The sequence below is a fragment of the Hymenobacter sp. BRD67 genome (assembly GCF_013256425.1).
GTDB lineage: Bacteria > Bacteroidota > Bacteroidia > Cytophagales > Hymenobacteraceae > Hymenobacter.
In genome coordinates, this window is sequence record NZ_CP053904.1 from 3,004,286 (window position 1) to 3,024,137 (window position 19,852).

Below are 19,852 nucleotides of genomic sequence, written 5' to 3' on the forward strand. Positions count from 1 at the left end.
TCAGTTAGTTCATCGAGCCATTACGGCCTTTAGTGCCCTGGCCGGGCGTTTCAGAGTGGCTATTGGCGTTGGCCTTACCCTCGGGCTTTTGATTGCTAGGGTCAGTCATGGCCGAAGCTTCCCCCGTAGAGGCGCTCGTAACATCAACTGGTGCCGCTACTTTCACTACTTTCGGCAAGTCGGCGGGGTCGTTATTAATTTGCAGTACGTGCACGTACATCGCAATTTTCCAACGCTCCTCCGGGTTTACCTGCGAGCCGTGGGGCATCATCCGGTTGCGCCCCCATTCGATGACGTGATAGATGTGCCCATCGTTCATCGTTTTGTAAGTGCCCGCCGAATAGTTGGGAACACCTTTAAACTTCATCCCCACGGGGCCCTGACCATCACCTTTTTCACCGTGGCAGTGCTGGCAATAGCGGGTAAAGAGAGCCTGGCCTTCCAGAACGTTCTCCTTAGTGTAAGCATAAGGATTATGAAGCGTACGCTCAGCAATTCCTACACTGTCTTTTGGGATGTGGTCGAAGTAAGCAAGCTTACCACGAGGAACCGTGCCAGCAGCAGGCGTGCGCTCGTTGATTCCAAACGAGTTAATCGTATTGAACCTGATTTGGCGCAACGGCTCGTACGGAATCGACTCGTACATTTCCGGGGCGTATTCTACGCCAGGGCTGTTTGGGTCCGGCGTGCAGGAAGCTACACCCAGGCTTAGTACCAGCGAGGCCGCGGACAGCCCGTATTTGAGGGAAGGCGACATCATTAGAATTTGGTCATTTCCTTTTGATTGACTTCGCTGGCACCGTTTTCACGCAGCAGCTGGGTCAATTTCGGCATTTGCGAGCTGTTTTCATCCAGCTCGATGGCCACTACAAACTTGTCATCTGTTGAGCGTACATCCAGTACCGGCGTTTTAAAGCGCGGGTAAAGTCTTGAGATTGTGTAGAAGGTGATTACCATGCCATGACAGGTAAAAAACACCGTCAGCTCGAAAGCCACCGGAATAAAGGCAGGCAGCGAAATCGCAGGCTTACCCCCAATAATCATTGGCCAGTCAAAACCCAGCGTATAAATCTGAAGCCATAGTGCGAACGCCAGGCCGCACATGCCATAGAAAAACGCGGCAATGGGCAAGCGAGAGCGCTCGATACCTAGCGCATCATCGATTCCGTGAACCGGATAAGGCGAGAAGACATCGTAGATTTTCACACCTGCTCCGCGCAGATTATCAACCGCGTGGAGCAGTACATCTTCGTCATCAAAAATACCCAGTACGAAACGCTTGGTCGAACTGGTAGTGGCCGGGGCCGGGGCAATAGCGGCCGGCGCGGCAGCGGTGACGGCAGGACTAGTCATTTTGCTTATCGTAGTTTACGGGTGCCGATGCCGGAACGCCGGGCGTAGAATAAGGAGCAGGCGCAGCATGATGGCCGGCGGGCGAGCGGCTACCGTCGTTGGAGCCTCCATAAGTAGGCCCGTCGTTAACCGTATACTTCAGAATGGTTTTTACTTCTGCCATATTGATTACCGGGAAGAACTTGGCAAACAACAGGAACAAGGTAAAGAACAGGCCGATGGTACCAACGTAAATGCCAACGTCGATGCGGGTAGGCGAGAACATTGCCCATGAGGAAGGCAGGTAATCGCGGTGCAGCGAAGACACAATGATTACGAAGCGCTCGAACCACATGCCGATATTCACAATTATTGACAGGATGAATGTCATCACAATGCTGTAGCGAACGCGACGAATCCACACAAACTGGGGCGAGAGTACGTTGCAGCTCATCATGCATGCGTATGCCCACCAGTAGGGACCGGTAGCCCGGTTGATAAAGCAATACTGCTCATACTCAACCTGCGAATACCACGCGATGAAAAACTCGGTGATGTAGGCTACCCCAACGATTGAGCCCGTTACCATCATGATTTTATTCATGAGGGCAATGTGCTCCAACGTGATATAGTCTTCCAGCTTGAATACAACGCGGGTAATGAGCATCAGCGTCAGCACCATTGCGAAGCCGGAGAAGATGGCACCCGAAACGAAGTATGGCGGGAAGATGGTCGTGTGCCAGCCCGGCACCACGGAGGTAGCAAAGTCCATCGATACAATAGTGTGTACCGAAAGTACCAGCGGCGTCGACACACCAGCCAGAATCAACGATACCGTCTCGTAGCGTGACCAGTGCTTGGCTGAGCCGGTCCAGCCCATACTCAGAATGGAGTAGCTGAACCGAGCAATCTTACCTTTTGCGCGGTCACGAATGGTGGCGAAATCGGGAACCAGACCGGTGTACCAGAATACCAGCGATACGGTGAAGTACGTGGAGATGGCAAACACGTCCCACAGCAGCGGCGAGTTGAAGTTAGCCCACAGCGACCCCAGCGTGTTTTGCAGTGGGAATACATAGAATGCCAACCAGGGACGGCCCATGTGCAACACCGGAAACATGGCGGCGCAGATTACGGCGAAAATCGTCATTGCTTCGGCCGCCCGGTTGATGGACGAGCGCCACTTCTGACGGAACAGCAGTAGTACGGCCGAAATCAGCGTACCGGCGTGGCCGATACCTACCCACCATACGAAGTTGGTAATATCCCAAGCCCAGCCGATGGTTTTGTTGAGACCCCACTCGCCGATGCCGTACCAAAGCGTCCGGTACACCGAATAGAAGAAAATGCCCAGCAGAATCAAGGCTACACCCAGGGCTCCCATCCAGCGGATGTTCGGAGCTGCTTCTACCTGGTAGCAGATATCCTGAGTGACGTCGTGGTACGTTTTGCCGCTCGTTACGAGTGGTTCGCGCACTGGTGATACGTACTGCATAGTGATGAATATTAATGTCTTAACTCGTTCTTATCAAGCAATTAACAGCTTAGGCTTTTTCTTCCTGGGGGAAGAATTCGGCGGCACCGTTACGGATTTTGGTCAGGTAGGTCACGTTCGGCTGCACGTTGATGGAATCGAGCACGTGGAAAGCCCGTTCACCATCTTCGCGGCGCAATAGCTGGCTGAGGCGGCTATTGGGGTCGCGCATATCGCCAAACAGAATAGCTTCGGTGGGGCACGACTGAGCGCAAGCGGTTATGATTTCGCCATCTTTCGGGCGACGCTTCTGCTTTTTAGCCTCCAGCTTACCGAGTTGGATGCGCTGGATGCACATCGAGCACTTTTCCATTACCCCACGAGCACGAACTGTCACGTCGGGGTTCAGCACCATGCGGCCAAGGTCGGTGAACATATGGCCGTTTACGTCCTCAAACTTCTCATTCGAGTAGTACGAGAACCAGTTAAAGCGGCGCACTTTATACGGGCAGTTGTTGGCGCAGTAGCGAGTACCTACGCAACGGTTGTAGGTCATCTGATTCAGACCTTCCGAGCTGTGCGTGGTAGCCAGTACCGGGCAGACTGTTTCGCAGGGTGCGTGGTTGCAGTGCTGGCACATCATAGGCTGGAAAATTACCTGCGGATTATCCGAAGGGTCTTCCATGGCTGCGTAAGTCTTCAGCTTGCCGTTTTTCTCGAACTCATCCTCGTGGTGGTCCGAGCTATAGTAGCGGTCAATGCGCATCCAGTGCATCTCGCGGCGGTTAAGAACCTGCTGCTTGCCCACTACGGCAATGTTGTTTTCGGTCTGGCACCCAATCACGCACGAGCCACAGCCGATGCAGGAGTTGAGGTCAACCGCCATACCCCAGTGGTGGTCATTGTACTGATAGTCCTGCCACAACGAAACCTTGTTGGGCTTTTCCAGGCCGTCAGGCGTTGCAACGCGCTCGTACTCCGATACTTCTTTAGGATTCTCGCGGTATTTAGCCAGCGTGTTCTCCTGCACTACCTCATGGCGGTCCATGATGGTGTGGTGCGTCTGCGTCTGCGCAATAGGGTTGGTAGCGCCCGTTTTTTCCAGCGTAACTGTATTGTAATACTGTACGCCAGCGGGAGTAGCCTGCGCCAATACGAAAGCATTGGCCCCGACTGCGTCGCCTACTTTACCAACCTTCGTGCGACCGTAACCAACGGCAATGCTTACCGTGCCTTCGGCCTGCCCTGGCTGCACCAGCACGGGCAGCTCAATGCTTTTGCCACCGGCTGTTACTTTCAGCACGTCGTTTTGCTGCCACTTGTTTTCTTCGGCCATTTTACGCGGCACAGCCACATAGTTGCCCCAGGTAGCTTTCGAGATGGGGTCAGGCAGCTCGTGCAGGAAAGGGTTGTTGCCCTCTATCCCACCCTCGCCAATACCAACTTTCTCATAAAGTACGGCTTCGATACCTGACTTAGACGCCCCACCTAAGCGGCTGGTTGCTTCCGCCAAGCTCAGGGGCTGGGTAGTGAAAGTGGGTGTAGGCAGAGCTGAGCCAGTAGCTACCCCATCGTGCACTACTTTATCCCAGGCAGCCTGGAAGCCGTTATTGGTGCCCAGCACTGTGCGCCAGCCATCCTTCAGGAAATCGTAATACGTTTCGTTAGAGCCGGCCCAGCGCAGGAAAGTTTCCTGGGCCTGACGGGTCTTAAACAAGGGTGTAATGGTTGGCTGAGCCAGGCTCAGCTCGCCACGCTTGGGCTCGTAGTCGTTCCACGACTCCAGCCAGTGATGGTCGGGAGCCTGGTACTGGCAGAGCGAGCCGGTTTCGTCCAGTCGGTCGTTGAGCGAGATGGTCAGTGCCGCCTTGTTGCCTTTCAGCGCCTCTTCGATTTCGGCACCGCGCGGGTGGTTGAAAACGGGGTTGGCGTGGTAGAAGATTACGGCGCCGACAGCGCCACTTTTCAGGTCGCTGATAAACTGGCTCATGCGGCCGTCCTCCCCCTGGCGCACAAACGAAGGAGTGGTGAGGCTCAGCGTAGTACCTACATTGCCTAGTGCCTGATTGATAGCCGCCACTACTGTTTGCACTGCCGGGTCGTTGGAGCCCGACACAACCAGCGAGGCACCGCGATTAGCCTGAAGCTCTTTAGCCGCCTGGGCAACCTGCTTCTGCGCAGCGGCCGAGAGGCCAGCTGAAGAACCACCACCAGCAACAGCATTATATAGTGCCAGCGCTATTGGTCCAATTTCCGAAGGCTTAACCGCCACTCGCACGTCAGCGTTGGAGCCAGTCAGCGAGAGCGCCGTTTCAAACTGGAAGTGGCGCGACATGGTCCGCTTGTCGGTGCTTACCTTCCGGTTCGTCACGTACTGCCGTGAGTACTCGACTGGTGAAATCCACGTACCGAGGAAGTCCGCCCCGAGGCTTACAATAACGTTGACCCGGCTGAAGTCATAGGAGGGCAGTACGCCACCATTAGCCTGCAGCAAAGCAGAAGCCGAGTTCACGTCATACATAACGTGCTCGAAGCTGCGATAGCGGCCCGCCAGCTCCGCAATGGCACGCTTGGTGCCGGGGCTGATGATAGTGGGCGATACCAGCACAATCTTGCCGCTGGCGCTCCCAAGGCCGGTCCGAACAGCCTGGTCGAGCTGCGCGAACTCTACCCTTTTGCCTTTGGCCATGAAGTGCTGCAAGCGGGCGCCATCATAGAGGTTGAGCACTGCCGCCTGCGCACGAGCCGAGAGGCCGCCACGCGTCACGGGCGACTCGGGGTTGCCCTCTAGCTTAATAGGACGGCCATCGCGGTTTTTAACCAGTACGGCATTGTAGTCCGAGCCGGTAAAGTAAGTCGAGGCGTAGAAGTTGGAGATGCTCGGGTCAATCTCCTCAGGCTTGTTCAGGTAAGGAATGGCCTTATGAACCGGTGCTTCACACGCTGCCAGTGTAGCGGCCGCCACGCTAAAGCCCATGAGTTTCAGAAAGTCGCGGCGCGGCGCTACCGATGAATCATCGGCGCTGCCTGCACGGCCTTCCTTCACCGGCAGAAAGTCGGGAAACTCGGCAAAGGCGTTTTTTACGAACTCCGGCGAGTTGTCGAGCTCTTCAATTCCCTTCCAGTATTTCATCTTATCAGGTATGAGACATTCGCAGTGAGCAAAGACCGGGGCGTTAACAGCTGGTGTTAGCCGCACCCGGCACTCAACTCATGTCTTTTATAAAAGCTTAGCTAGGAAAAAATTAGTAGTGGCACTTCGAGCACTCGGTACCACCGTTCGACGACACAGTGAAGGGCACAGCGTTGTTGGACTTATCGTGCAGTTTCACGAGGTTGTCGTAGTAGCCATTGCCTTTTGTGTTGAGGGGCGTCTCGCGGTGGCAGTTGATGCACCAGCCCATGGTCAGCGCCGAATACTGGTACACGACATCCATATTCTGGATAGGGCCGTGGCAGGTCTGGCACTGAATGCCACCCACCTGCGTGTGCTGCGAGTGGTTGAAATACGCCAGGTCAGGCAGGTTGTGGATACGCACCCACTGAATTGGCTGCTTGCGCTCGATGGCACGGTAGATTTTCTTGATTTCCGGCGACTCGGTCTTAATCTGCGAGTGGCAGTTCATGCAGATGTTAGCCGAAGGAATGTTGGCCGATTTGCTTTTGTAGACCGACGTATGGCAGTAGGCGCAGTTAATCTGGTTTTCGCCAGCGTGGATTTTGTGCGAAAAGGCAATCGGCTGGGTGGGCTGATAGCCCTGCGTCAGACCCACAGCCATAACACTCTGGACGCCTTCATAGAGCAGCACCAGCGCGAACACTGTGCCCACAATCCCGCGCAGCACCGTTGAATGATACAGCTTGGTCCAGTCGAAGCGCTGGTTTAGCACCTCTACATCGCGGCCATCGAGGTCTTTGCGGCCTTGCAGCACGTCCTTCATCAGATTGGCGATGATGGCGAGGGTTACGACCAGTACTATGAGTACTACCACAAGTACGATGAGTAGTACATCGGTGTACTTGCTCGCTCCGGCCGCATCCTGGCCATCCGCCCCGCCTGCATTTTCAGCAGTAGTACCACCAGTAGCAGCTGTTGGGCTGGCAGCAGTTTCCTGCGAAGTTACCCAGGCTACAATGCTCGTGATTTCCTTATCCGAGAGCTGGGGGAAGGCGGGCATCTGCTGCTTGCCGTTGTCGTTGTACAGCTTCACCGCATACTCGTCGCCGCTGGCAATGACCTTGCTGGAATTATGTACCCACGGAATAATCCAGGAAATGGAGCGGCGCTTGGTAATGCCGCCCAGCGCCGGGCCAACTACTTTATCCTTAACTGCGTGACACTGAGCGCAGTTATTTTTAAACAAGGCATCGCCGGCCGCAATAGCAGCGGCATCGCCGCCACCTGCACCAGGCGCACCGGCGGGTGCAGCAGCGGCAGCAGGCGTGGCAGCGGCTGCTCCGCCGGGAGCCACGCCGTTTTTAGTGACAGAGGCGGTATTCTGAGCCAGGGCCGGGGCCGCTACGGCTAGAAATAGTGCGAGCACCCACGAACTGGTGCGTGATAGAAAGCTATTCATCATCCAAACGAACCGGTAAAACGGATTGCGGGCGTACCCTTTCCGGGGTGCAAATGTAGGCTACGAATTGTGGGCTGCAAAGATGGCAAAGCCATTTTCAGAATGGCCAAGCTTATTTAGAATCAAACTAACTTCTCTTTTTGCTTTGGCTTTATCGCCTCTCTTATTACTCAATGTATTGGCTGCTTGATTAACCCGCCCCGGATAGCTTGGGTTTTTATCCAGCCTAAAAAGTGTCGAAAACTTTATACTATACATACACGGAAGACGAATCAAAGCAGCGACCAATTAAGCGCCCTCTCAGCTGAGCCGGAGAATAGTTGGCAGTATCTATTGGTAATACCCCGAAAAATCAGTACCTTTGCCCCCAATTCATTTTTTCACTTTACAAAATCAACCCCGTCAATGGACGTAAGAAATTACGAGACGGTCTTCATCCTCACCCCCGTGTTAAACGAGGGCCAGGTGCAAGAGACGGTCGAGAAGTTCTCGCAGGTGCTTAAGGAAAATAGCGCCGACCTCATTTCAACTGAAGCCTGGGGCTTGCGCAAGCTGGCTTACCCTATTCAGAAGAAATCCACTGGTTACTACTTCACGCTGACTTACAATCACAGCGGCGAAGGAAATATTGTGGACGTACTGGAGCTGGCATTCCGCCGCGACGAGCGGGTAATCCGCTTCCTCACGACGGTGCTGGACAAGCACTCCGTAACGTACAACGAACGCCGCCGCAACGGCGAGATGAACCAGCACAAGGCTCCGCAAGCAGCCGAAGCCGTAGCGCAGTAACCTTCTATTAAACAAAACGATGGCTACGCAAAATAACCGCAACAACAACCGTGACAACGGCAACAAGCCGGTTGACACGCGCAACAAGTACTGCCGCTTCAAGAAAAACGGCATCAAGTACGTTGACTACAAAGACCCGAACTTTCTGCTCAAGTTTGTGAACGAGCAGGGCCGCTTGCTGCCCCGCCGCATCACGGGCACCAGCCTGAAATTTCAGCGCAAAGTGGCGCAGGCCGTGGCAAAAGCCCGTCACCTGGCCCTGATGCCCTACGTAACCGACGCCCTTAAATAGACCTGAAGATATGGAAATCATTCTGAAAGACGACGTTAAGGGCCTGGGCTACAAGAACGACCTCGTAACGGTAAAGTCGGGCTACGGCCGCAACTATCTGTTGCCGCAGGGCTTGGCTATTCTGGCTGATAAATCGGCTAAGAAAATCGTAGCTGAGAACGTGCGCCAGGCCGCTCACAAAGCGGAGAAAGTGAAAGCTGACGCGCAGGCGGTAGCCGACCAGGTAGGCAGCCAGGTATTTGACCTGCCCGCTAAAGTGGGTGAAACCGGCAAAATCTTTGGCCGCGTAACCACGCTGCAACTGGCCGAAGCGCTGAAGAACAAGGGCATTGACGTAGACCGCAAGCGCCTGAGCTTTGACCAGGAGCCGGCTACTGCTGGCGACTACACCGCTACCCTGAACCTGCACAAAGAAGTGAAGCACACGGTTAACTTCCGCGTGGTTGCTGCCTAAGCACTTGGTATCAGTATGTTGTAAAGACGCTCTGCCGTAAGGTGGGGCGTCTTTTTTTGGGCCTACCTTTGCAATTCATGTTTCGGACTGAACTAACGATTGCGCCGCAGGAGCGGCTATTAGCGCGCACGGCGCGGGTACTCACGGTAGGCTCGTGCTTTGCCGACAGTATTGGTGAGCGACTACGGCTTAATAAGGTAACTACGCTGGTCAATCCCTTCGGGACAGTATTTCAGCCGCTGGCGCTGGCGCAGCTATTGCGAGCTGCTGCCGGCGAGGCGCAGGATTGGCAACAGCACGTAGTAGAAGCGCGGGGCCGCTGGCAGAGCTACGATTTTCACAGCACTATCGGGGCAGAGTCGCCGGTTGAGCTGTTGCAAACCATCCAGGAAACCGTGCGCCGGGTAGGCGACTTTGTGCAGACCGCCGACACGGTGCTACTTACCCTGGGTACCGCCTGGGCCTACCGGCTGCGCGAAACCGGTGAGCTGGTGAGCAACCTGCATAAGCTACCAGCCGCGCTGTTTGAAAAGGAGCTGCTGACCGCCGACGAGATTGTAAACGGGCTGGCCGAAGTGCATTCGCTGCTGCGGCGAATTAACCCGGATATTCGTATCGTTCTGACCGTGAGCCCAGTCAGGCATATCAAAGATACGCTGCCGCTGAATGCAGTGAGCAAGTCGGTGCTACGGGTGGCCTGTCACTACCTAAGTGAGCTGCTGCTGGGCGTAAGCTATTTTCCGGCGTATGAGCTGCTGAACGATGAGCTGCGGGACTATCGCTTCTATGGAGCCGACATGCTGCACCCCTCCGAAGTAGCGGAAGACTATATCTGGGACAAATTTGCGCGGGCTTATTTCGACGCTGACTTCGGGCGCTTCCGTAAAGAATGGGCGGCCGTGCGGCAATCGCTGGGCCATCGGCCCCTGCACCTCGGTGCGCCCGAGCACCGTACCTTCCTCGACCAAACGCGCGAGCGGCTGGAGCGGCTTAGCGGCCAGGGCGTGGATGTGCGCCAGGAGCTGCGCGACGTGCAGCGTCAGCTCGCGGCCCTGCCGCCACCCAAGGCGGTGCGCGTACCGGAAGCGGAGACGGATGACGAAGAGCGCATTGATATTGGTGACGACACAGTGGCTACAGCCAGGCTGCACCGGCCGGAAGAGGCTGCTTCCCTGCGGCCCGAGCGCCAGCGCCAGGACGGCAGCCGACGCGATAACCGACGCAACGGCCGCAACGGTCAGGACCGCCGCGAAAGCCGGCACCAGCCCGCTAGTGTTCAGCCTGCTGAGCCAGCGCAGCTTTTACCCGACTTGGTGCCAGAAGAAAGCGTGGCGGCTATAGAAATGCCGGTTGCTGAAACGCAGACGAGCCCGGTGCCCACGGAAGAGAACGAAACTACTTATCCGGCTAAGAAGAAAAAGCGCCGCTCGCGGGCGGGGCCAAGCGCACCGCTCGCAAGCATGCGGCACGGCTGGCGGAGGAGCAAGGTACTGGCCTGGCCGAAACCGAGCTACTGGAGGAGCTGGCTCAGGAAGCTACGGGTGTAGCGCTGGAAGCTGATGACATAGTTAATTCTGAATATTCAGAAAACAAGGTAATCCCTGCAAGCTTAAGTGAGCAGCAGCCGGACGAGCCGCGGCCTGCAGTAGCCACGGCAGAGCCATCGACTCGCAAGCGCGGGGCTGGCCCTACTCCTAAAAAGTCGAAAGTCATCACGAAATCGGGCATAGTGAAGCGCGGCCGGCGCGAGGGCTTGTACCGGGTAGCCGAGCCAAGCGCGGCCCTACCGACCTCTGGTGAGCCCACTTTTACGGAAGCGCTACCGGCAACGGCTCCGATTATCTCGCCGCCTATTATTCCGGTGGCCTTGCTGGAGCGGCCGGCCATTGCTGAAGCAATGGAGACTACCCCTGCCGAGCTGCCAGCCGCTGCAGCTGAAATACCTGAGCCGATTGCGGCCGCCGCGCCGCCGCGACCCCGGCGGGGCCGGCCAAAGGCAACCGCTTCGCAACCTCCAGCCGTTGACGAAACGCCGACGCCAGTACCAGCAATATCGCCGGAAATACCGGCCAGGAAGGCGGCCAGCCGCCCCGGCAAACCTGCCCGCACAACTAAGCCTGCGGCAGCGAAGAAGCCGGCCACGACTAAAAAGGCAGTGCCTAAGAAAGCAGCCGCCCGAACGGCGGCCCCGCCCCGGAGGCGTGCCACCGGCACTACACCGCCACCCGATGAGGCGGCCAGCTAACTTTTCAAAACCCAGCCCGGCCGGCTGGGTTTTGTTTTACCCAGCTTTCTTAGCGCATGTCTACCGCCTCCCCTACCCGACCCGCCAACCGCCTGGCCCACGAAACCAGCCCCTACCTGCTGCAACATGCCCACAACCCGGTTGACTGGTATCCGTGGGGACCAGCGGCGCTGGCGCGGGCCCAGACCGAGCAGAAGCCGATTGTCGTGAGTATTGGCTACGCGGCCTGCCACTGGTGCCACGTAATGGAACGTGAATCATTTGAAAACGAGCAGGTAGCGCAGGTAATGAATGCACATTTTGTGTGCATCAAGGTTGATAGAGAGGAGCGCCCCGATGTAGACCAGGTGTACATGGAGGCGGTGCAGGCAATGGGCATTCAGGGGGGCTGGCCACTGAATGTTATTCTCACGCCCGAAGCCAAGCCTTTTTATGGCGGCACGTATTTTCCGCCGGGCAGCTGGGTGAAGCTGCTCGAAAACATTGCCCAAGCCTACGCCGGAGAGCACCGCGCCGAGCTGGATAACTCGGCCGAGCGCTTTGCGCAAGTACTGCAAATCAGCGAGCTGGAGAAATACACTGCTGGCGATGCCCCTGGCCCGACGGTAAGCGTCGCAGAGTTTCAGCTGCTGGTTTACAACCTGGGCCTGCGCTTCGATGGCGAGCGTGGCGGCACCAACCGCGCCCCAAAGTTTCCCATGCCCGGCATCTGGCGCTTTTTGCTACGGGCGCACCATCTATCGGGCAGCCCGAATATTTTAGCTCAGCTTAACCTTACGCTGCGCGAGATGGCCTGGGGTGGCATTTACGACCAGGTGGGCGGGGGCTTTGCCCGCTACTCGGTCGATGCCGAGTGGCTGGTGCCGCACTTCGAAAAAATGCTCTATGATAACGGGCAGCTACTCAGCCTCTATAGCGAAGCTTTCCAGGTGACGCGCGACCCGTTGTACCGCGAGGTGGTGTTTCAGACTGTAAACTGGGTGCGGCGCGAGTTGACCAACCCGGAGGGTGGCTTCTATTCATCGCTCGACGCCGACAGCGAAGGAGAGGAAGGCAAGTTCTACGTCTGGACCCGCGAGGAATTGCAGCTGCTGCTTGGCGATGAGGAGCCGATGGCCGCCGCTTACTATCACTGCACGGGGGTAGGCAACTGGGAGCATGGACGCAATATTCTGCACCGCAGGCAACGGGACGAAGAATTTGCCCAGGCGCACAACCTGGAGCCTCACCTGCTGGCCAAGCTCATTCACGGCTGGCAGAAAACGTTGCTGGCTGCTCGCGCCAAACGCGTTCGCCCTGGCCTCGACGACAAGGTGCTGACTGGCTGGAACGCACTCATGCTCAGCGGGCTGGTAGCCGCTTACCGGGCATTCGGCGAAGCCGAGTTTTTGACCTTGGCGCTGCATAATGCCAATTTTTTGCAGCAAAACCTCCGCGAAGGCCCGCGCCTGTACCGCACCTGGAAAAACGGCCGTGCCACCATCAATGGCTTTCTGGAAGACTATGCCCTCGTGATAGAAGCCTACGTGAGCCTCTATGAGGCTACGTTCACGGAAAGCTGGCTGCGCGAGGCCGAAACGCTGACCCGCTACGTGCTCGACAATTTTTTTGACGCCGCCGAGCAGCTGTTCTATTACACTGATGCCAGCGCGGAGCCACTCATCGCTCGCAAAAAAGAGCTGTTCGACAACGTTATTCCCGGCTCCAACTCGGTGATGGCGCACAACCTGCTGCGCCTGGGCCGCCACCTCGAAAATACTGAGTACCAGACCCTGGCCGCGGCTATGCTAAGCCAGGTACAAGCCCTGGCCGCCAAAGAGCCGCAGCACTTAGCCAATTGGGCCAGCCTCTACGCGGCGCTGCTGCGGCCGGGCGCCGAGGTAGCCATTACCGGGCCACAAGCTGAGGCCCGGCGCACCGAGCTAAGCCGGCACTTTCTGCCCCATGATATCCTTGCTGGCAGCCTGACAACCAGTGAGCTACCGCTTCTAGCCGGGCGCTCGGTCGCTGACAAAACCATTATTTATGTGTGCCGTGACCGCACCTGCCAGCTGCCGGTGTATTCTGTAGCTGAAGCACTGGCGAAACTCGCATTGGGCAAGCACTAGCTGGCCGGGCCGGCATCAACCTACCCCCTACCGGGGTTATCTTTACTATTCGCCTGCTGCTAGCTGTTATCCGTGTCGCTTACGTTCGAATTTGCTTCGCCTACCCCCGCGCCCGCCGTCCTGCCCGACCGCGTGACGCTGTTCGTAGACGTGATTTTGCCCCTGCCCCTGCCCAAGCTCTACACCTACCGGGTGCCTTATGAGCTGAACGATAATGTAGTAATCGGCGGTCGGGTTATTGTGCAGTTCGGGGCCAAGCGCACGCTAAGCTGCATTGTGGCCGCCGTGCACGAAACGCCGCCCAAGGAATATCAGGCCAAATACATTCTGGAATTTATCGACGACGCGCCCGTCGTGTCCCAGCCGCAGCTCAAGCTCTTCCGCTGGATTGCCGACTATTACATGTGTACGCTGGGTGAGGTAATAAACGCCGCGCTGCCAGCCGCGCTCAAGCTCAGCTCCGAGTCGCGCATTCAGCTGCACCCGGCGTATGTGGCCGATGGCAGCCCCTACCCGCTCGACGACAAAGAGCAGCGCATCGTGGACAACCTGCGCACCGAAGACGGCAAGGCCCTGACGTTTACTGAAGTGGGTGAGGTGCTGGGCATTGCGTCGTTTCATAAGGTTATCAAGTCGCTGATTCAGAAAGACGTTATCTTTCTTTTTGAGCAGCTTGCTGATAAATATTCGCCCAAAGTGGTGAAGAAAGTGCGCCTGGCGCACCATTTTGTGAGTACGGCCGCCGTAGAGCGGCTATTTGAAGACCTGGCTGCCAAGCCCAAGCAGGTAGATGTGCTGCTCAAATACTTGCAGCGCGTGCCGGTGCACCACAATGAGCACCTCAACCACCAGGGCCTTGAGAAGGCCGCCCTAACCAGCTCGCCGCACCTCTCGCCCTCGGCGGTGAATACGTTGATAAAGAACGGGATACTGGAGCAGTTTGACCAGATTGTGTCGCGGTTTCCGCTCGATGAGAACCCGCTGGCGCAAATGCCTTTTCAGCTCAGCGAGGCGCAGACCGTGGCCCACGACGAGGTGATGAATCTGTTTGGGCAGAAAGACATCGTGCTGCTGCACGGCGTCACGGGTTCGGGCAAAACGGAGATTTACATCGACCTCATTCGCAAGGCGCTCGATGGGGGCGGCCAGGTGCTGTACCTGCTGCCCGAAATCGCGCTGACGGCCCAGATTGTAACCCGGCTGATGCGCGTATTTGGCACGCGGCTGGGCGTGTACCACTCCAAGTTCTCGGACAATGAGCGGGTCGAGGTGTGGAATGGCGTGCTCTCGGGCCGCTTTCAGGTGGTAGTAGGCGTGCGCTCGGCCGTATTTCTGCCGTTCGACAGCCTCGCGCTCATTATCGTCGATGAGGAGCACGAGTCGAGCTACAAGCAGTACGACCCCGCCCCGCGCTACAACGCCCGCGAAGTGGCCCTGATGATGGGCAACTTTCAGGGCGCCAAGGTGCTGCTGGGCTCGGCCACGCCGGCCGTCGAAACCTACTACCAGGCCCGCCAGGGCCGCTACGGGCTCGTGACGCTGAGCAAGCGCTTCGGCGAAGCCGGCATGCCGGAGATTGAGCTGATTGACACCCGCAAGCTGCGCGAGGCCAAGAAGATGCACAATCACTTCTCGGCTGATTTGCTGAACGCGATGGAAAGCAAAATCGCGCAGAATGAGCAGGTTATTCTCTTTCAGAACCGGCGGGGCTACGCGCCGGTGGTGGCCTGCCAGGACTGTGGCTACATTCCGAAGTGCCAGAGTTGCGCCGTCAGCCTAAGCTACCACAAGCACGCCCACGAGCTGCGCTGCCACTACTGCGGCTACCACGAAGGCATGCCCACCCAGTGTCCGGCCTGCGGGTCGCGGGCGTTGCGCACCCAGGGCTTTGGCACCGAGAAGCTGGAAGATGACCTCAAAATAATGCTGCCGCAGGCCAATGTGCAGCGGATGGACCTGGACACGACCCGCGCCAAAAATGCCTATCAGCAGATTATCGGCGACTTCGAGCAGCAGAAAACCAACGTACTCGTGGGTACCCAGATGGTAACCAAGGGCCTCGACTTTGAAAACGTGAGCTTGGTGGGCATTGTCAATGCCGACAGTATCATTCATTATCCCGACTACCGGGCGCACGAGCGGGCCTACCAGATGTTTGTGCAGGTGAGCGGCCGGGCCGGCCGCAAGGGAAAGAAAGGCAAGGTGCTGATTCAAACCGCCGACCCGACCCAGGTGATTTTCGATAAGGTCATTCGCAATGATTACATAGAGTTTTATGAATATGAGGTTCAGCAGCGGCGCGAGCACGAATACCCGCCGTTTGCCCGCATGATAAAGCTGACGGTGAAGCACATGGACCAGGAGCTGGCTCAAAAAGCCGCCATCCTGCTTACGCAGGAGCTGGCCGACCGCCTCGGGCGTGGCCCCGTGCTGGGGCCGGAGGCGCCGTATATATTCAGAATTCGCAATTTTTTCCTGCAGGAAATCGTCATCAAGCTCAGCCGGGAGCATACCGTGCTGAAGGCCGCCAAGCTGGCCATTTGCGCAGCTATGGACGTGGTGCGCGACCAGAAAGAATTCCGGCAGGCTCGCCTCGTGGCCGACGTGGACCCGATGTAACCGGGCTGGGAAGTGACATGAGCCAGGAGCAGGTCGCCTTCTGCCTGCCAGTAGTAACTAAAAAAGCCCCGGCTGCACAAGGCAGCCGGGGCTTTTTTAGCTTATATCATTTTTTTATTATACTTGGTCAAGCAACCAGAGTACGATGAAAATCAGACCGATAATAGCTACAATAGTACCAATCAGCCCGTTGATTAAGCTGAGCAGCAAACCAATAAGCAGCAGCACAAGACCGATTTTCAGATTCCCGTTGATAGCGCCGCGGGTGGTCGAAGCCGTGTTATTGCCCTGGCGAGCCGTGATTTTCTGCGTTTGCTTATCCAGCTTACGCATCACTTTATTCAGGGCCAGGCGCTGTACCAGGTTGAGTTTGGGAGCGGCTTTGGTAGCTACGGCCTCCGGGGCAGTGGCTACGGCAGCTGCTTCAGCAACATGTGCTTTTGCTTTGGCCACCGGAACCGAGGCTACCGGCGGCGTAGAAGCCGGAGCAGGCTTTACTGCCGCGATATCTTCCTGATTGGGGGTCGCAACGGTAGTAGCGGCTTCGGCAGCGGGGGCCGCCGCAGGCGTCTCGATAGACGAGGCAACTGCCAGGCGAGCCTTAGGCGGAGCCGTAGTAGTGCCCAGGTAAGAAGGGGCGTGCGACTGAAATGAGTATTCGGCGCGGCTGCACGAGCCCAAAGCCAGGGCGCTGGTCAGGACCACAGCTAGGCGGCCCAGGGTAGAAGTCAGGTTTTGCATAAGGTGAAAAGCAAAATTTGATGAAAGAATTGTGTCGGGAGTACGTTATAAAAAAGGTTTTGGCTGAATGCCGCGCATACTTTTTTTGAGATGAATCGCCGGCAAGTACGCGTAGCTTCGCTCGTGCTACTGAACGACAGGCCTTTCTTGGTTGTTGTACCGGGCAGCACGCTGCTGCTTTTGGACTGAATTTGTTGCTTATGAAGAATGCCGTTGTGCTGTGGATGGGGTTGGGAGCCGGAGCCGCTGCCTGCACGCAGCTGCCACTAGAATCGAATGTGGCAAACCGCGCCAGCTTACGGGCGGCGACTATTACCACCCGCCCACCCGATTCGGCGGGCTACGAAAACCGCCCGCCCCGCGACCCCAATGGCATTGCCCGCTACTACCAGGGCCGTCAGATTGCTCACGTAATGGGCCACGAAGGGGCCGGTTGGCTGGAGCGCGACGACCGTAGCCAGGAGGAAGGTACAGAAACACTGCTCCACGAGCTGCACCTCAAACCCACGGACGTAGTAGCCGATATTGGCGCGGGCACGGGCTTTTTCTCGTTTCGGCTGGCCCCGCTGGTGCCGCGCGGCAAGGTGCTGGCCGTTGATATTCAGCCCGAAATGATAGCTGAGCTAAAAGCGCGCCAGCTCAAGAACGGCTTGCGAAATGTAGAGCCGATACTCGGCACCACTACCGACCCGCACCTGCCGGCCGGCAAGGTCGATATGGTGCTCCTGGTGGATGCCTACCACGAGTTTGACCGGCCCCGCGAGATGGGCCTGGCCATTCGGGGAGCGCTGCGGCCGGGTACCGGCCGGCTGGCGCTGGTTGAGTACCGGGCCGAAGACCCTGCGGTGCCCATCAAGCCTATTCACAAGATGACCGTGGCCCAGGCCCGCAAGGAAATGGAAGCTATCGGACTGGAATTCGTGGAAGTACGCGAAACCCTACCCCAGCAGCATTTGCTGCTGTTTCGACGGGCGGTTAAGTAAACTATGCGGAAAGTAGCCGGCAAGCAAAAAAGAACCTCATGCTTCGGCAAGCTCAGCATGAGGTTCTTTTTTGCTTGCTGAATTCAGCTTAGCGCTTCATCAGGCGCTCGATATCGGCGATTTCCAGCGGAATGTGCGCCATTAAGTCCTCATTGCCGTGCGTTGTGAGGAGAATATCGTTTTCCAGGCGAATACCCAGCTTTTCTTCGCGGATGTAGATGCCGGGCTCGCAGGTGTAGACCATACCTGCTTCAAACTTGCGGTACTTGTAGCCGACATCGTGCACGTCGAGGCCCAGGTAATGGCTGGTGCCGTGCGGAAAATACTTCTTGTAGAGCGGCGCGTCGGGGTCCTGGTTTTTAACGTCGCTGGCATTTAGCAGGTCGAGGTGGATGAGCTCCTGCTCCATCGCCTCCCCTACCTGCTTGTGATACTCCTCAATGCTGTTGCCAACCACGAGGCAGGCACTGGCAAACCGGAAAACCCGCAGCACGGCTTCGTACACCTGGCGCTGGCGCGGCGTGAAGGTGCCATTGACCGGAATACTGCGCGAGAGGTCAGCGGCGTAATTAGCATATTCGGCCCCGAAGTCGAGCAGCAGCACGTCGCCATCCTGGCACTGGCGGTCGTTGCTTACGTAGTGCAGAATGGTCGCGCTTTCGCCGCTGCCGATAATGCTGCCGTAGGCTGGCCCGCGCGAGCCGGAGCGCACAAACTCGTGCAGAATCTCGGCCTCAATCTCATATTCCCACACGCCGGGCTTTACAAAGCCCAGCAGGCGCTGAAACGCATTGCCAGTAATCTCGCAGGCGCGACGCATCAGGCGGATTTCCTCGGGGCTCTTGATAGCGCGCAGCTGGTGCAGCAGCCGGGAGGCGCGGCGGTACTGGTGCAGCGGGTAGCGGCGCTGCAAGTCTTTGATAAAGCGGGCATCGCGGGTTTCGACCTCCACTACGGCCCGAATGTGCTCGTTGGAGTTGAGGTACACGTACTCGGCCTCGTTCATGAGGGCGGCCAGCACGGCCGGAAACGCATCGAGCCACATAATGGTGGGCACGCCCGACACCTGCCGGGCTTCTTCCTTGGTCAGCTTATAGCCTTCCCACACCAGAATATGCTCGGAGGTTTCCTTTAGAAATAGAATCTCGCGGTGCTTGGGCAGCGCCGCATCGGGGCAAATAACCAGAATGCTTTCTTCCTGGTCGACGCCCGACAGATAAAACAGGTCGGTGTTCTGCTTGAGTGCCAGCGTACCATCGGCATTAGTCGGCAGTATATCGTTAGAATTTAATATTGCCAGCGACTGTGCGGGCAGCAGCTCGCGGAAGCGGCGGCGATTTTCGATAAACAGCTCGGGGGCGATGGGACCGTAGCGCATGGGAGAGACGAAAAGACAGGTTAGACACGCAAGTTACATCCTGCTCCAACCGTGGGCCGAGCCGCCGGGCGGTAGTTTTGCAGGCGGTAAGCGCAGCAGCTGCGTGGGAACAGCTGCAAGACCCTTGAGCCTGACTAAAGCTTGCCACAAAAGTCCTTCCTTATGCTGCACCTGCTTCGGCAAACCCGTACTTTCCTCATTCCCTACGGCCTGGTGCTGCTGGGCGTGGGAGCTATCCTGCTGACTACTCCTAAGCACACGGCCTTTTTCTTCGTAAATGGCCACTCTACGCCCTTTTTTGACCAGTTTTTCCGGCCCTTTACCAACGTGGGCGATGGCCTTTTTTACGTACTCGTTACGCTGGCACTGCTGTTTATCCGCTTTCGCTGGGCGCTGCTCAGTTTCGCTTGCTTTGCGGTGACTTCGCTGGCCGCCCAGATTGGCAAGCAGCTCATTTTTACGGGCCACCCCCGGCCTTTCCGGTATTTTCAGGAAAACCCCGGCTTCCCGCCTTTGCACGTAGTGGAAGGCGTGGTAATGGGCACGCTCAAAAGCTTTCCCTCGGGGCATTCCACGTCGGCTTTCTCGGTTTTTTTAGTCCTTACTTACCTGGTGCGGCAAAAAAGCTGGGGTGTAGCCTTTCTGCTGCTGGCCGTGCTCACCGCCTACTCGCGGGTGTACCTGGCCCAGCACTTCGTGGAAGACGTGTATGCCGGCTCGGTACTGGGCACCGTGCTTACCCTGGCGCTGCTCGCCTGGCTGGAGCCCTGGCTCGACCGGCACCCCCGACCCTGGTATCAGTGGCGGCTGCGGCGGCCGGGCAGTAAGCCGAGCATCAAGAATTACTGATTCTATCGCGC

At 57.3% G+C, this 19,852-nt stretch carries 16 protein-coding genes; 9 read left to right on the top strand and 7 right to left on the bottom strand.

Going from position 1 to position 19,852, the window contains the following annotated elements; all coding sequences use genetic code 11:
* Positions 1-4 precede the first annotated feature (4 nt).
* From GKZ67_RS13970 to GKZ67_RS13990, 5 genes are all read right to left on the bottom strand, one after another.
* Complete coding sequence (locus GKZ67_RS13970) at positions 5-760, bottom strand: c-type cytochrome (RefSeq protein ID WP_254244832.1); 756 nt, start codon at positions 758-760, stop codon at positions 5-7.
* Positions 760-1,353, bottom strand: a complete 594-nt coding sequence (locus tag GKZ67_RS13975) for a DUF3341 domain-containing protein (protein ID WP_173243365.1) — start codon at positions 1,351-1,353, stop codon at positions 760-762. Before GKZ67_RS13975 ends, GKZ67_RS13970 begins: the two co-directional genes overlap by 1 nt.
* Positions 1,346-2,827, bottom strand: coding sequence for an NrfD/PsrC family molybdoenzyme membrane anchor subunit (nrfD, locus tag GKZ67_RS13980; protein WP_173243369.1), 1,482 nt, complete (start codon positions 2,825-2,827; stop codon positions 1,346-1,348). The genes GKZ67_RS13975 and nrfD overlap by 8 nt, the downstream gene beginning before the upstream one ends.
* A 49-nt stretch (positions 2,828-2,876) precedes the next feature.
* Positions 2,877-5,939 (bottom strand): TAT-variant-translocated molybdopterin oxidoreductase, encoded by a 3,063-nt coding sequence (locus GKZ67_RS13985; RefSeq protein ID WP_254244833.1) that lies wholly within the window; start codon positions 5,937-5,939, stop codon positions 2,877-2,879.
* A gap of 112 nt (positions 5,940-6,051) precedes the next feature.
* A complete protein-coding gene (locus tag GKZ67_RS13990; protein WP_254244834.1) occupies positions 6,052-7,350 on the bottom strand; it encodes a cytochrome c3 family protein in 1,299 nt (432 codons plus the stop codon).
* 438 nt (positions 7,351-7,788) lie between these two features.
* On the opposite strand from GKZ67_RS13990, the gene rpsF reads away from it, so the two are divergent.
* The 7 genes from rpsF (at position 7,789) to priA (ending at position 15,890) form a co-directional block, all read left to right on the top strand.
* Positions 7,789-8,172: a 30S ribosomal protein S6 gene (rpsF, locus tag GKZ67_RS13995; RefSeq protein WP_151085756.1), complete on the top strand. Its 384-nt coding sequence runs from the start codon at positions 7,789-7,791 to the stop codon at positions 8,170-8,172.
* A gap of 19 nt (positions 8,173-8,191) precedes the next feature.
* Positions 8,192-8,464 (top strand): 30S ribosomal protein S18, encoded by a 273-nt coding sequence (gene rpsR / locus GKZ67_RS14000; RefSeq protein WP_151085757.1) that lies wholly within the window; start codon positions 8,192-8,194, stop codon positions 8,462-8,464.
* A 10-nt stretch (positions 8,465-8,474) separates the two neighbouring features.
* Positions 8,475-8,918, top strand: coding sequence for a 50S ribosomal protein L9 (gene rplI / locus GKZ67_RS14005; protein WP_173243372.1), 444 nt, complete (start codon positions 8,475-8,477; stop codon positions 8,916-8,918).
* 77 nt (positions 8,919-8,995) lie between these two features.
* Positions 8,996-10,465, top strand: a complete 1,470-nt coding sequence (locus GKZ67_RS14010) for a GSCFA domain-containing protein (protein ID WP_173243375.1) — start codon at positions 8,996-8,998, stop codon at positions 10,463-10,465.
* 182 nt (positions 10,466-10,647) lie between these two features.
* Positions 10,648-11,163, top strand: a complete 516-nt coding sequence (locus GKZ67_RS14015; protein ID WP_173243379.1) for a hypothetical protein — start codon at positions 10,648-10,650, stop codon at positions 11,161-11,163.
* 56 nt (positions 11,164-11,219) lie between these two features.
* On the top strand, positions 11,220-13,271 hold the full coding sequence (locus GKZ67_RS14020) for a thioredoxin domain-containing protein (RefSeq protein ID WP_173243382.1): 2,052 nt from the start codon (positions 11,220-11,222) through the stop codon (positions 13,269-13,271).
* A 72-nt stretch (positions 13,272-13,343) separates the two neighbouring features.
* Positions 13,344-15,890, top strand: a complete 2,547-nt coding sequence (gene priA, locus GKZ67_RS14025; protein WP_173243385.1) for a primosomal protein N' — start codon at positions 13,344-13,346, stop codon at positions 15,888-15,890.
* A gap of 117 nt (positions 15,891-16,007) precedes the next feature.
* On the opposite strand, the gene GKZ67_RS14030 is transcribed toward priA, so the two are convergent.
* The gene (locus GKZ67_RS14030) at positions 16,008-16,631 is read right to left on the bottom strand and encodes a hypothetical protein (protein ID WP_173243388.1); all 624 of its coding nucleotides are present in this window, start codon (positions 16,629-16,631) and stop codon (positions 16,008-16,010) included.
* A gap of 200 nt (positions 16,632-16,831) precedes the next feature.
* On the opposite strand from GKZ67_RS14030, the gene GKZ67_RS14035 reads away from it, so the two are divergent.
* On the top strand, positions 16,832-17,614 hold the full coding sequence (locus tag GKZ67_RS14035) for a class I SAM-dependent methyltransferase (RefSeq protein ID WP_254244835.1): 783 nt from the start codon (positions 16,832-16,834) through the stop codon (positions 17,612-17,614).
* A gap of 88 nt (positions 17,615-17,702) precedes the next feature.
* Here GKZ67_RS14035 and GKZ67_RS14040 read toward each other — a convergent pair whose 3' ends face one another.
* Entirely contained in the window at positions 17,703-18,992 is a 1,290-nt protein-coding gene (locus GKZ67_RS14040) for an aminopeptidase P N-terminal domain-containing protein (protein WP_173243391.1), read from the bottom strand.
* 162 nt (positions 18,993-19,154) lie between these two features.
* Between GKZ67_RS14040 and GKZ67_RS14045 the strand changes: the two genes are divergently transcribed.
* Complete coding sequence (locus GKZ67_RS14045; RefSeq protein ID WP_173243394.1) at positions 19,155-19,841, top strand: phosphatase PAP2 family protein; 687 nt, start codon at positions 19,155-19,157, stop codon at positions 19,839-19,841.
* The last annotated feature ends 11 nt before the right edge of the window (positions 19,842-19,852 follow it).